Source organism: Paracoccus sp. Z118 (assembly GCF_019061185.1).
Taxonomy (GTDB): domain Bacteria; phylum Pseudomonadota; class Alphaproteobacteria; order Rhodobacterales; family Rhodobacteraceae; genus Paracoccus.
This window is the reverse complement of record NZ_JAHQZU010000043.1, coordinates 1-12281: the sequence shown is the minus strand read 5'-3', so window position 1 is coordinate 12281 and position 12281 is coordinate 1. Positions and strand designations below refer to the sequence as shown.

The 12281-nt window shown below is 67.5% G+C and carries 13 protein-coding genes and 1 pseudogene; 3 read left to right on the top strand and 11 right to left on the bottom strand.

Annotation, left to right across the window (positions count from 1 at the left end):
• On the top strand, positions 1–246 hold a 246-nt coding region (locus KTN05_RS16520), incomplete at its 5' end, for a DUF1275 family protein (protein ID WP_217330487.1).
• A gap of 270 nt (positions 247–516) precedes the next feature.
• On the opposite strand, the gene KTN05_RS16515 is transcribed toward KTN05_RS16520, so the two are convergent.
• The 10 genes from KTN05_RS16515 to KTN05_RS16470 form a co-directional block, all read right to left on the bottom strand.
• Positions 517–642 (bottom strand): transposase, encoded by a 126-nt coding sequence (locus KTN05_RS16515; protein ID WP_254368304.1) that lies wholly within the window; start codon positions 640–642, stop codon positions 517–519.
• A 135-nt stretch (positions 643–777) separates the two neighbouring features.
• Positions 778–1092 (bottom strand): hypothetical protein, encoded by a 315-nt coding sequence (locus tag KTN05_RS16510; RefSeq protein ID WP_217330485.1) that lies wholly within the window; start codon positions 1090–1092, stop codon positions 778–780.
• A 46-nt stretch (positions 1093–1138) separates the two neighbouring features.
• Positions 1139–2209, bottom strand: coding sequence for a BMP family ABC transporter substrate-binding protein (locus KTN05_RS16505; protein ID WP_217330484.1), 1071 nt, complete (start codon positions 2207–2209; stop codon positions 1139–1141).
• A 27-nt stretch (positions 2210–2236) separates the two neighbouring features.
• Positions 2237–3157: an ABC transporter permease gene (locus KTN05_RS16500; protein WP_217330483.1), complete on the bottom strand. Its 921-nt coding sequence runs from the start codon at positions 3155–3157 to the stop codon at positions 2237–2239.
• A 13-nt stretch (positions 3158–3170) separates the two neighbouring features.
• On the bottom strand, positions 3171–4259 hold the full coding sequence (locus tag KTN05_RS16495) for an ABC transporter permease (protein ID WP_217330482.1): 1089 nt from the start codon (positions 4257–4259) through the stop codon (positions 3171–3173).
• Positions 4259–5836: an ABC transporter ATP-binding protein gene (locus tag KTN05_RS16490; RefSeq protein WP_217330481.1), complete on the bottom strand. Its 1578-nt coding sequence runs from the start codon at positions 5834–5836 to the stop codon at positions 4259–4261. Before KTN05_RS16490 ends, KTN05_RS16495 begins: the two co-directional genes overlap by 1 nt.
• A 43-nt stretch (positions 5837–5879) precedes the next feature.
• The gene (locus KTN05_RS16485; RefSeq protein ID WP_217330480.1) at positions 5880–6857 is read right to left on the bottom strand and encodes a PDR/VanB family oxidoreductase; all 978 of its coding nucleotides are present in this window, start codon (positions 6855–6857) and stop codon (positions 5880–5882) included.
• Complete coding sequence (locus tag KTN05_RS16480) at positions 6857–7486, bottom strand: glutathione S-transferase family protein (protein WP_217330479.1); 630 nt, start codon at positions 7484–7486, stop codon at positions 6857–6859. The genes KTN05_RS16485 and KTN05_RS16480 overlap by 1 nt, the downstream gene beginning before the upstream one ends.
• 3 nt (positions 7487–7489) lie before the next feature.
• Positions 7490–8359 (bottom strand): aromatic ring-hydroxylating dioxygenase subunit alpha, encoded by an 870-nt coding sequence (locus KTN05_RS16475; protein ID WP_217330478.1) that lies wholly within the window; start codon positions 8357–8359, stop codon positions 7490–7492.
• A gap of 10 nt (positions 8360–8369) precedes the next feature.
• Positions 8370–9059 carry a Rieske (2Fe-2S) protein gene (locus tag KTN05_RS16470; protein ID WP_217330477.1) on the bottom strand — a complete coding sequence of 230 codons (690 nt, stop codon included), beginning with the start codon at positions 9057–9059 and terminating at the stop codon, positions 8370–8372.
• An 84-nt stretch (positions 9060–9143) separates the two neighbouring features.
• Between KTN05_RS16470 and KTN05_RS16465 the strand changes: the two genes are divergently transcribed.
• Positions 9144–10088 carry a LysR family transcriptional regulator gene (locus KTN05_RS16465; RefSeq protein WP_217330476.1) on the top strand — a complete coding sequence of 315 codons (945 nt, stop codon included), beginning with the start codon at positions 9144–9146 and terminating at the stop codon, positions 10086–10088.
• Positions 10089–10429: 341 nt separating this feature from the next.
• Here the strand turns inward: KTN05_RS16465 and KTN05_RS16460 are convergent, their stop codons facing one another.
• Positions 10430–11791 carry a DUF3422 family protein gene (locus KTN05_RS16460; RefSeq protein ID WP_217330475.1) on the bottom strand — a complete coding sequence of 454 codons (1362 nt, stop codon included), beginning with the start codon at positions 11789–11791 and terminating at the stop codon, positions 10430–10432.
• A 233-nt stretch (positions 11792–12024) separates the two neighbouring features.
• Here KTN05_RS16460 and KTN05_RS18765 point away from each other — a divergent pair.
• Positions 12025–12184 (top strand): annotated as a pseudogene (locus KTN05_RS18765) (sarcosine oxidase subunit beta); the annotation flags it as partial.
• Positions 12185–12281: the final 97 nt, after the last annotated feature.

The window sequence follows — 12281 nt, the reverse complement described above, 5'->3', positions numbered from 1 at the left end:
CATGCGACCGGCATGATCACGGATATCGGAATCGAACTGGGCCGCGAGGTCTTCGGCCGCGCTCACCCGTCAAGGCGGATTGCGGCCGACAGGGCAAGGCTCAGAATCCAGACCCAGCTTGTCGGGACATTCGTGGGAGGCGGCATTGTCGGTGCAATCGGCTTCGCCCGAGCCAGTTTCGTCTTCGCCCTCCCGCTCGCCGCGGTGCTGCTGGCGCTCTCGGTGCCCTCTCTGCTTCGCAGGTAGCGCGGTATGGACCTGTCCGCAGCAGATGCTCGAACGTCTGATTTGGGCAGGCACCCGCGAGCGCTACCCCGAAGCCATTCCCGAAGACGTCACGGCCACCCTGAAGCATGAGTGATGATCCCTCGATCCGATGCGCCGCTTTCTTCAGGATGTCACGCGCCGCCCGGAGCCGGGCGACCTCTTTCTTCAGGGATGCAATCGCGGCCGGATCGGCCGTTACTGGCCGCTGCCAGGAAGCGCCGCCATCGGCGATGCTGCTGTCTCACGCATTCAGCGCCGCAGAGCGCTATCAGCCAGATCCAGATCGCGGCTGGCTTGCGCCACCGACACGCCCCGATCCGTCACGAGCTTCACAGCCTCGCTCTTGAACTCGCGGCTGAACTTCCCTCTCGTCATATCCACTCTCGAGTTCCTTGGTCACGATCTTGTCTTCGTGTCCACGGAACACGCAGCGGGCCATGTGCAAGATCCGGGCTTCAGAGCCGAGCAGATTCATCCTCAATCCCATCCACCGGATGTCGGGACTGAACACTAGCCCTCGAACCGCAGATTGGCTTCGCGGGAAAGCGCGCCCGACTCGACGTCGGTGCGCGTCCAGGACTGGATGCAACTGTCGATCGGGCCGAGGCTGCAGGTGATCTCGAACGCGTCGATCAGTGCGACCGGGCCTTCGACCTCGATCACCACCGCGTCGTCCTCGTCGCGGATGGAGCCGCGGAGGCTGAGGCGGCGGCCCCGCGCAAGGGCGAACTGGACGAAGGCCGGGCCGAGCGTCCCTGTGAAGCGGATCCTTGCCGCCTGAAGATCGGCGCCGCCCTCGCCGAACTGGCCGCTGGAATAATCCATATCAGGCTCCGATGCGGGGCGACCATCGGGGCCGCCCCTTGTTGCGTCAGTTGGGCAGCGAGCCGCTCAGCCCCTCGACGAGCCAGTTCATCGAGAAGATTTCCGGGTCGGGCAGGCTCGCGCCCTCTTCGACGCGGACCTCACCGGACTGGTCGCGCAGCGGGCCGGCAAAGACATGCGCCGCGCCGCTCTTCAGGTCGGCCTCGACCTGCCGGATCTGCGCAAGCTGCTCGTCGGTCAGATCGTCGCTCCACGCGGCGACCGACACCGTTCCGTCAGCCAGTCCGCCACGCTCGTCCACGCCTTCGAAGCTGCCGTCGAGCGCCGCGCCCACGCTGCGGACGAAGTAGCCCGACCAGTCGCTCACGACCGAGGCGAGGACCGCATCCGGCCCGTGCGAGGACATGTCGGAGCCGGTGTTGACCACGCGCACGCCCTCGGCCTGGGCGACGTTCACCACCGACGGCGTGTCCTGGTGCAACGAGAAGAGCACGTCCGCCCCCTGCGAGACCAGCGCACGGGCCGCCTCCTGCTCTTTCGGGGGATCGAACCAGGTATTCAGCCAGACCGTGCGGATCGTCGCCTCGGGGTTCACCTGGCGAACCGCCAGAGCGACGGCGTTCACCTCGGCGATGACCTCGGGCACGGCGAAGGCGGCGACGATGCCGATGGTATCGCTTTCGGTCACCATGCCGGCAGCCAGCCCGGCCAGGTAGAAGCCCTCATAGTTGCGGGCCGTGAACGTGCCGAGATTGTCGGCCTGCTTGAAACCGCTGGCGTGCATGAACGCGACGTCGGGATGCTGGCGCGCCAGACGCAGCCCATCGTTCATGTAGCCGAACGAGCCCAGCACCATGACCTTGGCGCCGTCCGTCACCAGCTGGTTCATCACCCGCCCGGCGTCCGGCCCGACCGGTATGTTCTCGACCGCCACCGTCCTTACCCGGTCACCGAAGGCCTCGGCCACAGCCTCGCGTCCCAGATCGAGCTGCTTGGCCCAGCCGACATCGGCTACCGGCGCGGGATAGATGAAGCCGATGGTGGTCGGCTCGGCCGCCGCTGCTCCGGTCAGCGTGGTGGCGGCGGCGAGAATGCCGCTCAGAAGGATCGTTCGCATGGTATTCCCTCCCCAAGGTTCTTGTGTTCAGTGCGTCCCCGCATAGACGCGTCCGAGCGATACGGGGGCGTTCAGCCGGATGCGCCGTCCATCCCTCGAAAGCAGGGCGATGGCGACGATGGTGGCGATGTAAGGCACGCTGGTCAGCAGTTGCGAAGGCGCGGAGATGCCCATGCTCTGCACCAGAAGCTCGGCGATGGCGAACATGCCGAAAAGATACGCGCCGAGCACAACCCGTTCCACCCGCCACATTGCAAACACCACCAGGGCGATGACGATCCAGCCGCGCCCCGCGATCATCCCGTCCGACCACAATGTCGAGGACACGACCGAGATGAAGGCGCCGCCCACGCCTGCCATGAAGCCCCCGACCAGCACCGCAGCGAAGCGGACTGCAAGCACGTTGTAACCCACCGCATGCGCGGATTCCGGCGATTCTCCCACGGCGCGGATCACGAGCCCCAGCTTCGCGGTGCGGAACATCCACCACAGCAGCACCGCGACAAGCGGGACCAGATAGACGATCAGCGGGTGATTGAAGAGGCCGGGTCCCAGCACCGGGATGTCGGACAGCAGTGGCACCGGCGCGCGGGCCATGGGTGCAACGGTCATGCCTTCGTAGGGCGTGCCGATAAGCCCCGCGAGCCCGAGCCCGAGGATGCCGACGGCAATTCCCGAAGCGACCTGGTTGCCGAGGGCGAACAGGACCACCACCGCGAAGACCGCGGACAGCAGCATGGCGGCGATCCCCCCGGCGAACAGGGCCAGCCAGTGGCTGCCGGTCGCCGAGACGACGATGAACCCCGTCGCCGCCGCCAGCGCCATCATGCCTTCGACGCTGAGGTTCAGCACGCCCGACTTCTCGACGATCAGCTCGCCGAGTGCGGCGATCAGCAGCGGCGTCGCCGCGAGGATCGTGCCGGAAAGCAGAAAGGTCAGCGAGTCCATGTCGATCCTGCCTTCAATGCGCCGCGACACGGGCGGCGGACCGCCGCCAGCGGACGCGGTAATCCACGAAAAGCCTTGCGGCGATGTAGGTCACCAGCAGCACGCCCTGCAGGATGCCGATCACCGCATAGGGCACCCCGGCCGAAGCCTGCGCGATGTCGCCGCCGACATAGATCACCGCCATGAACAGCGCCGCGAACAGGATGCCGATGGGGTTCAGCCCGCCGAGAAACGCGACGATGATGGCCGCGAAACCGTAGCCGGGCGAGACGACGCGTTGGAGCTGCCCCAGCGGCCCGGCGACCTCGAACACCCCCGCAAGACCAGCGGCCGCGCCGCCGATCAGCAGGCTGAGCCAGATCGCCCGTTTTTCGCTGAAGCCGGCATAGCGCGCGGCCTCGGGCGCGACCCCGCCCACCTGGAGGCGATAGCCGGTCATGCTGCGCTCGACGAAGAACCATGCGGCCACCGTGGCGGCGAGCGCCACGAACAGGCCGGCATTGACCCGCGCGCCGCCGAACAGCGTGGGAAGCATGGCGACATCGGGAAACAGCGCGGACTGCGGGAAGTTGAAGCCGAAGGGATCGCGCAGCGGCCCCGCGACGAGATAGTAGAGCAATTGCAGCGCTATGCTGTTCAGCATCAGCGTCACGAGGATCTCGTTGGCATTGAAGCGGCTGCGCAGCCATGCGGCGATGGCCGCCCAACCCATGCCGAAGCAGGACCCGGCAAGCGCCATGCCGACCAGCATCATCGGGTTCTGGCTGTCGTTGAACCAGATCGGCAGCAGGCTGCCGCCGATCGCCCCCAGGATCAGCTGGCCCTCGGCGCCGATGTTCCAGATCTTGGCGCGAAAGCCGATCGCCAGCCCCTGCGCGATCAGCAGCAGCGGCGTCGCCTTCAGCAGCACCTCGCCAATATTGAACGTGGTCGAGACCGGGGCGACGAGAAGCTGGTAGAAGGCGGTGGTGACCGGCACACCGAGAAGCGTGAACAGCAACAGTCCGGCGAGGATCGTCGCCGTCACGGCGGCAAGCGGTGCGACGAGCGGGGCAAAAGGCGAGCGCTGCGCCCGCGCTTCGACGGTCCAGGGAAGCCGCATCAGGCGGCCGCCGCCGGCGGGGTGGCAACCGCCGGCTCGGTCAGGAAGCCGCCGGTCATGTAGTCGCCGATCAGGGCCGTGTCCGCCTCGGCGCGGTCGAGCGAGGGGGACAGCCGGCCGCGGAACAGGACTTGCAGGCGGTCCGCGAGCTCGAAGAGTTCCTCCAGCTCGTCGCTGATGATGAGGATGGCGACGCCCGTGTCGCGCAGCGCGATCAGCTGCTGACGGATGGCCGCGGCAGCGCCGACGTCCACGCCCCAGGTCGGTTGCGAGGCGATCAGCACCTTTGGCGCGAGGCGGATTTCGCGGCCCATGATGAACTTCTGCAGGTTGCCCCCCGACAGGCTGCGCGCCTCGGACTGGGGCCCCGCGCAGCGCACGCCCATTTCGGCGATGCAGCTTTCGGCGAAATCCCGTGCGCTCTGATGCGCGACCATCCCCCGGCGCACCATGCCGCGGCCATGCGCCGTCAGCAGCGCGTTCAGCGTCAGGCTCATCTCGGGCACGGCACCGCGGCCGTTGCGCTCCTCCGGGACAAAGGCCATGCCCATGCGCCGGCGCTGGCCTGGATCGGCGTCGCCGCAGCCCGAGCCGTCCAGACGGATGCGGTCGCGGTCCCCGCGAGGCAGGGCGGTCTCGCCCGACAGCAGCGCGGCGAGTTCGCGCTGCCCGTTCCCCGACACCCCGGCGATGCCCAGTATCTCGCCGGGTCGCACGCTCAGGTCCATGCCTTGCAGATGGGTGCCGAAGGGATCGTCCGGCACGTGATCGAGCCCGCGCAGCTCCAGCGCCGCGTCCTTGCCGGGCCGCGCCGGTGTCCGGGTCGGTTGCGGGATGCTGCGGCCGATCATCAGCCGCGCCAGCGAATCCTTGGTTTCGGCCGCCGGATCCACGCTGCCGACGACCTTGCCCGCCCGCATGATGGTCGCGCGATGGCAGAGGCTGCGGATCTCCTCGAGCTTGTGACTGATGAACAGGACCGAGCAGCCGCCCGCCGCGAGCCGGCGGATGGTTTCGAACAGCGGCTCGATGCCGCTGGGCGGCAGGACCGAGGTCGGCTCGTCCATGATGATGAGCCGCGGCTCCTGCAGAAGGCAGCGGATGATCTCGGCCCGCTGGCGCTGGCCGACCGACAGCGAATGGACCAGCGCGGCGGGGTCCAGCGGCAGGCCGAAGCGGTCGCCGATCTCGGCGATGCGCGGGCTGAGGCGCGCGGCGCTCTGGTCTGTGGACAGCGAGATGTTCTCGGCCACGGTCAGCGTCTCGAACAGCGAGAAATGCTGGAACACCATGCCGATGCCCAGGCGGCGGGCGTGGGCCGGGTCGCTGATCGTCACGTCCTCGCCATGCCAGCGGATGCGGCCGGCGTCGGGCGCCATGACGCCGTAGATCATCTTCATCAGGGTGCTCTTGCCGGCGCCATTCTCGCCCAGGATCGCGTGGATCTCTCCCGGCATGATGCTGAGGGCGACATCCTCGTTCGCAACCGTCGGGCCGAAGGACTTGGTAACGCCCGCCAGTTCCAGCAGCGGCACCTGAGCCCCTGTGGTGGCGGTTGCAGCCTCGCGCGTGATCATCCTCTCCCCCTCCCCTTCGGCCACTCCCTTGGCCGTCGTCTTCTCAGATGTCGAGCACCAGCAGCTTCGAGCGCGACCGCGACACGCAGAGCGTCATCAGCCCGGCCTCGTGTTCTTCCTCGCTGAGAAACAGGTCGTTGTGCTCCGGCTCCCCCTCCAGGACCGGGGTCACGCAGGTGCCGCAGACGCCCTGCTCGCAGCTGGTCTTCACCTCGACTCCCGCCTCGCGCAGCACATCGATGATCGCCTTGTCGGACGGGACCACCAGTTCCAGCCCCCGCTTGGCGAGACGCACGACGAACTCGTCCGCGCCCGGCGTCAGCTTCGGCGGTTCCGCCGAGAAATGCTCGGCCACGATCGCGCCGGGCGTCCAGCCGAGTCCGTCCGCCGCGGCTCTGACCACGTCCATGAACGGGCCCGGACCGCACATGTAAATGGTGTCGTCGGCACCGGGCTTGCGCAGAACCTCCTCGATCACCTCGGTCAGCAGCGGCGGCACCAGGCCGAAATGATAAGAAACGCGGTCCGACCAGGCGCTTTCGTTGATAAGGCCGCGGAACGCCAGCTCGCCGTTCGACCGCGCGAAGTAGTGCAGTTCGAAATCGGCCCCGCGCGCGGCCAGAGCCTGCGACATCGACAGCAGCGGCGTCACGCCGATCCCGCCCGCCAGCAGGATGTTGCGCCCGCCGCCGGAGCGCAGCGAAAAATGGTTCTTCGGCCGGCTGATGCGGACGGCGCACCCTTCCTGCAGCGCGCTGTGCATCGCGCTGGACCCGCCGCGGCTGTTCTGCTCGCGCTTGACGCCGAGGATGTAGCGGCGGCAGTCGGCGGGGTCGTTCACCAGCGAATACTGGCGGACGAGGCCGGGGATCGGGAACACGTCGATATGCGCGCCGGCCTCGAAGGCGGGCAGTGTCTCGCCCGGTTTCGGCTCCAGCACGAAGCTGCGGATTTCCGATGTCTCGGCGCGCACGTTGCGCACGATCACTTCCAGATCGCCGTCCTGCGTCACGTCGCGCATCACACGAACTCCGGGATGCCGGACATGGCGTGAAAGCGCGGCAGGCGCCGGAAATCGCGCATCCAGTTGCGCAGCGCGGGATATTCCTCGTGGCCGAGGCCGCCATCGCCAGCCAGCGCGACATAGGGGAAGCAGGCCACGTCGGCGATGGTGGGCGTATCGCCCACGATCCACTTGCCGCCGTCGATCTCGCGCCCGGTCAGATGGTCGTCCAGCACGCGGAACGCCGCCCGCGCCTTGGCCCGCGCCGCCTCGATGTCGAGGTCGTAACCCAGCGCGTCGTGCAGCCGCGCGGCCGAGGCCGCCATCAGCTCGCCGCCCGCGAACATCACCCACATCATCACCGGGCCGAACCGCGCCTGATCGCGCGGCAGCCACTGACCGGAGTCGTCATGCTTGTTCGCCAGATGGCACAGGATCGCCTGCGCGTCACGCAGCCGCAGCCCGTCATCCTCCAGCACGGGAAGCTGGCCGAGGGGGTTGATTTCCATGAACTCGGGCGAGCGGTGCTGGCGGCCGGGATAGAAGTCGATCTGCACACGGTCGTAGTCGAGGCCGAGGAACCCCAGCATCAGCCGCACCTTGTAGCAGCTGCCGGACAGGGAATAGTCGTAGAGCCGGATGGTCATGCGTCAGGCCGCCTGTTTTTCGAGGATGCCGAACCGGATATTCATCGCCTTCAGCCAGCGCCGGTAGGCGATGGAACTGGCGTCGGCGCGGGTCGGCAACTCGTAGGTGGGGTCGAGCGGCAGCAGCGCCGGCCGCTGGTTCTCCAGGATCACCCGGTCCTGAAGGAAGATGGACTGCTGGAAGTCGATGATGTCGGCGATCGTGCTCTGCTCGTCCACGATCGCCATCGGCATGTAGGCGAGGCATTCGGTCTCGCGCCTGGGCTGGATGAACACGCAGATCGCGTCGTTGCGCGACGGATCGGTGGCGACGTTCTTGTAGAGCATGACGCTGAAGGGCGACATGACGCGATAGAGATACTTGGTCAGCTGCCCGCCCGCCGCGGCTTTCGACGCCGCCGGCTGGTAGAAGGTGCAGTCGATGGCCCAGATCTCGTCCACGTCCTTGCGGTGCTCGGTGCGGTAGGACAGCACCTCGGTCTGGTCCGCCGCGCCGAGGATGTCGGTGTGGATGAACGAGAAATGCGCCATGTCGAGGAAGTTTTCGACGATCCGGTAAGGGCTGGTGTTCACGCCCACCCTGCCGCAACCGGTGATGCGGCGGTCGGCCTCGTCGAACTCGGGGATCTCGGGCAGGGCGCGCGGATCGTCGCCCAGCGTCGTGAATACGCAGGTATAGCGGGTCTGGACCGGCAGCTCTCGCGGGGAATCGCCTCCGAAGGTGGTCACCCGGTAGTCCTGATCGCCGGTCCGCTCCACCCGGATATCCTGACCGAAGATCATCGTGTCGAGGGCGGCCCCTATGGCGATCTGGCCGTGCCAGGCGCAAGGGACCCATTCGTTCAGGGCAACGGGATCGGTCGTGACGGTCATTGTGTGTTCCTCATGCCTGCTCGATGTCGGCGCGCAACCGCTCCAGCCGTTTCGCCAGCGCGGCTCGTTCCTCCGTGGCGCGCGCCCCTTTTGCGGCGGCATGCAGCGCCGCCCGCTCGTCATCCATGGCCTGGACGACGACCAGCATGCGAAGCTCCGGCCCGAAGCTTACCTCCACGATGTCGCCGGCCAGCATGCGTGTGGTGGCGCCCGCTCCGAAATCAAAGCGCGCCAAGGCTGTCAGCGCCGCTTCTGCCGAGGCCGCGACGAAGAGGCTGCGGACCCCTTCCCATCCTTCATCAGGGCCCAGATCAGGCGGCCCCGATGCGCCATCCCCAAGCGTGGTCCAGACGATGCCGTAGCGCGTCTCGGCCGGGTAGGAATTGGCGCAGATGGTCTTGGGCGGCGCCAGCGCGGGATGGGCCGGGATTTCGGCGCACTGGCCGTCGGCGCCGTAGGCCCAGCCGTGATAGATGCAGCGCAGCGTGTTGCCGCGGACGAAGCCGAAGCTGAGGCGCATGCCGCGATGCGGGCAGCGGTCCTCCCAGACGCGGACAGGGCCATCCTCTCCGCGCCAGACCGCAAGCGCCTGTCCGTTCAGAACCACTGGATTGCTCGATGCCGGCTGAATCTGATGATCCAGTGCGACCCCCGTCCAACGACCTTGTGCGACTGACACCTGCGCCCTCCTCTTCGCCATGATTCAGACGTTAGCCTCGCTTTGCCGTAGCCTACAGACAAGTATTCTGAAACAGTTGTTCAGCATTTCCGAACGGTGAAGTCCATGCAGCTCGACGACGTCAACGTGTTCCTGCAGATTGCCGCGAGCGGATCGCTGTCGGCCGCGTCCCGCGACCTCGCCCGTCCCAAGGCCACCGTCAGTCATCAGCTCCGCCGTCTGGAGGAGGAGATCGGCGCCTCGCTGTTCATCCGCTCGGCCAACCGGCTGGTCCTGAGCGAGGCAGGAGAGGAGTTCCGCGACCACGCCCGCAACATCCGCCGCGCCTGCGAGCGCGGCCTCGATGCCGCCCGCCGCAGCCAGAACGTGGCCGTGGGCAAGGTCCGCATCGGATCCGGCGGCGAGTTCACCTCGAACGTGATCGCGCCGCTGGTGCTGCATTTTGCGCGCCTTCACCCGCAGCTGCGGCTGGAGGTGATGGTGCTGCGGGGGGACGCGCTGCTCAGCGCGCGTGACAGCCTGGACTGCATCCTGTTTCTGGGTGAGCCGCCGATGCCCCAGGTCGCCGACCTGACCGCGCGGCTGCTCTCGCGCTTTCCCTTCGGGCTTTACGCAAGCCCGCGCTATCTGGCTGCGCATGGCCAGCCCGCCTCGCCCCGCGATCTGCGCGCCCACGACCTGATCGGCTTTCACAACGGCGAAACCCTGACCTTGTGGGAGCTGGAGAACGGCAAACAGGACTACAGCATCCACCCCAACGCGCATTTCCTGACGAACGACTACTGGGCGGCCAAGCTTGCCGCGATCCATGATCACGGTATCTGCTTCATTCCGCATTTCTTCGCCGGCGCCGAGGTCGAAGACGGTCTCCTGGAACCCGTTCTGCCCGAATGGCAGTCTCGCGAGATCCCCATGTATGCGCTGTTCTCCAGCCACCGGCTGAACAACCCCAACACCCGATTGCTGATCGACGCGCTGTCGAAGAACTTCAGCGACATCTTCTCGTATCTCTACACGGCGACCCGCAAGGACAGTCTGTCCCGGCGGTAGGGAGGCTCAGCTCGATGCCGGCTCCGGCCTCATGATCAAAACATCAGGCCCGTGTTGAAGGAGGCACGCCGCAGAGTGCCGCCCAGTCCGAGGATGGTCTTCATGTCCTACCCGATTGCAAGGAGTGAGGTGGCGTATCGCTCAGCGGCTGCCCGCGCGCGAGGCGCCATGCTTCACCGGCCACGCACTCATGGACAAACAAACTGAAAGGTGCGACCTCGCAGGACGTCCTCTCCGAGAACACGCACGATAAGGAAGCACGCCGAGCAGGCGGATGTGCCGCCGACCCTGTCGGCAGTCGCCGTCTCGCAGATCGGACGCAGGCAACTCATTGGCATGGGTCAAGGCTTCCCGCGACCCGAGCGGTTCGCGGCAGCATCGTGAAGCCGGGCGCGGACCCGGCGCATCCCGAGCCACACGGCGACAATCACCAGCGGCGTCAGGGCGGCAACCAGAATCCCGCGCTCGATCGCCGCAGCCTCGGCCAGAGGATACGCGAGATAGCCCAGCAGCCCGACCGCATAATAGCTGATGGCGAAGACCGACAGCCCCTCGACCGTGTGCTGGAGCCGCAGTTGCAGTTCGGCGCGGCGGTCCATCCGCTCCAGCAGCGCCTGGTTCTGGCCGCTGCGGTGGACATCGACGCGGGTGCGCAACAGCTCGCCCGCGCGGGTGGCACGCTCGATCAGCGCGCCGAGCCGGCGTTCGGCCGACTGCACCGTCCGCATCGCCGGCTGATAGCGGCGGACCATGAACTCGTTCAGGGTCTGGCGGCCCTGAAAGCGGGTTTCGCGCAGGGCGGCGATGCGATCGTGGACGATCGCCTCATAGGCACGGGTCGCGCCGAAGCGGAACTCGTGCTGCGTGGCCTGCGATTCCAGTCGCTGCGACAGGTCCAGCAGATCGTGCAGCGCGGCATCGGGCGGGCGGGTGTCGTCGCCCAGCCGCTCGACCAGCGCCGTCAGCCGGGCCTCCAGGGCGTTCATCGTCGCGCTGAGCGTGCGGACCCGCGGCAGCGCCAGCATCGACATGGCGCGGTAGGCTTCGAGCTCCAGCAGGCGCTGCACGATCCGCCCGATCCGCCCGTCCCCCGTGCCCGGCGCGGTGAAGACGGCGATGCGCATCCAGCCCGCCGGGTCGATGCGGAAGTCGGTCGCGACCACTGCCGCGCCGTCATGCACCCGCGCCGTGACCAGCCCGTCCACGGCGAACCAGGCGGACAGAAGCGGCGCGATATCGCCCGGATCTTCGGGCATGGGCGTGATGTGGACGATCGTCGCGGCGACCCGCCGGCCCGGCGCGCGGGCCTGCCACTCGGCCGGGAACATCCCGGTCAGGGCCGGATCGAAGGGGCAGTCGGGGCGGCCGCTGGTGAAGCCCGCGTAGCTGACGAATTCGCTGTGGCTTTCCCAGCGCAACTCGTGCTGGCCGAGCATCGCCACATGATGTCCCGCCCCCGCCGCCGGCGCCGGCGCCCCATACCGCTGCAGGAGTTCGGAAAGATGCCGGAGGTCGTTGCCGCGGTCGCGGGCGGCGGCGTCCCTCGGCTCCTTGAAGGCGACATGGACCGCCGTGCACGGCGCCGTCAACCGCGGCGAGGGGCGGGCGTGCAGCTCGTCGACCATTTCGCAACGGAGCGGATGGTCCAGCAGGTCATGCCGCTGGGGGGAAACTTCGTGCGAGTGGGAGGGCCGGTCGGTCATGGGCTGAGAAAGCCGCAAAGCGGAGCCGCACGCAAGCATACCGCGCCCGGCCGACAGGACCGACATGGACTTGCAGCGCCGCCCGGCCCCATTCAGGGCTCGGCTATCCGACCCCATCGACGCGGTGCATCGCCCCTCCGCCACCCACCTCGCCGCAATGCGCGCGGTCGCGCCGCGAGTGGAGACGTTCCGCCGACCGCCTGTTGCTTTCCGGGCGAGCCCGCCAGCGCCCGGTCGAAGGGCTCTATCTCAACGCCGGCTGTGCTATGGCGGCTTCAAGGCGACGCCGGCCAGCGGCTACTCATTCGCCCATCTGCTGGCGACCGACACGTCCTACGTCACCCCAAGGCCTATCGGCTGGACCGCTTCCGAGCACGATGTAGAAAAGGGTGAGAATCAGGATCAGTTGATAGGGCGACAGGTCCAGCATCGAGATCGCGGCGGAAATGTTCTGCGGGACATGCATGAAGCCCATGGCCGTGGACATGAA

Excerpts from the sequence above, each read along its gene's own strand:
- KTN05_RS16515 (WP_254368304.1), bottom strand. The coding sequence starts at position 642 with ATGACGAGAGGGAAGTTCAGCCGCGAGTTCAAGAGCGAGGCTGTGAAG.
- KTN05_RS16510 (WP_217330485.1), bottom strand. The coding sequence starts at position 1,092 with ATGGATTATTCCAGCGGCCAGTTCGGCGAGGGCGGCGCCGATCTTCAG.
- KTN05_RS16505 (WP_217330484.1), bottom strand. The coding sequence starts at position 2,209 with ATGCGAACGATCCTTCTGAGCGGCATTCTCGCCGCCGCCACCACGCTG.
- KTN05_RS16500 (WP_217330483.1), bottom strand. The coding sequence starts at position 3,157 with ATGGACTCGCTGACCTTTCTGCTTTCCGGCACGATCCTCGCGGCGACG.
- KTN05_RS16495 (WP_217330482.1), bottom strand. The coding sequence starts at position 4,259 with ATGCGGCTTCCCTGGACCGTCGAAGCGCGGGCGCAGCGCTCGCCTTTT.
- KTN05_RS16490 (WP_217330481.1), bottom strand. The coding sequence starts at position 5,836 with ATGATCACGCGCGAGGCTGCAACCGCCACCACAGGGGCTCAGGTGCCG.
- KTN05_RS16485 (WP_217330480.1), bottom strand. The coding sequence starts at position 6,857 with ATGCGCGACGTGACGCAGGACGGCGATCTGGAAGTGATCGTGCGCAAC.
- KTN05_RS16480 (WP_217330479.1), bottom strand. The coding sequence starts at position 7,486 with ATGACCATCCGGCTCTACGACTATTCCCTGTCCGGCAGCTGCTACAAG.
- KTN05_RS16475 (WP_217330478.1), bottom strand. The coding sequence starts at position 8,359 with ATGACCGTCACGACCGATCCCGTTGCCCTGAACGAATGGGTCCCTTGC.
- KTN05_RS16470 (WP_217330477.1), bottom strand. The coding sequence starts at position 9,059 with ATGGCGAAGAGGAGGGCGCAGGTGTCAGTCGCACAAGGTCGTTGGACG.
- KTN05_RS16465 (WP_217330476.1), top strand. The coding sequence starts at position 9,144 with ATGCAGCTCGACGACGTCAACGTGTTCCTGCAGATTGCCGCGAGCGGA.
- KTN05_RS16460 (WP_217330475.1), bottom strand. The coding sequence starts at position 11,791 with ATGACCGACCGGCCCTCCCACTCGCACGAAGTTTCCCCCCAGCGGCAT.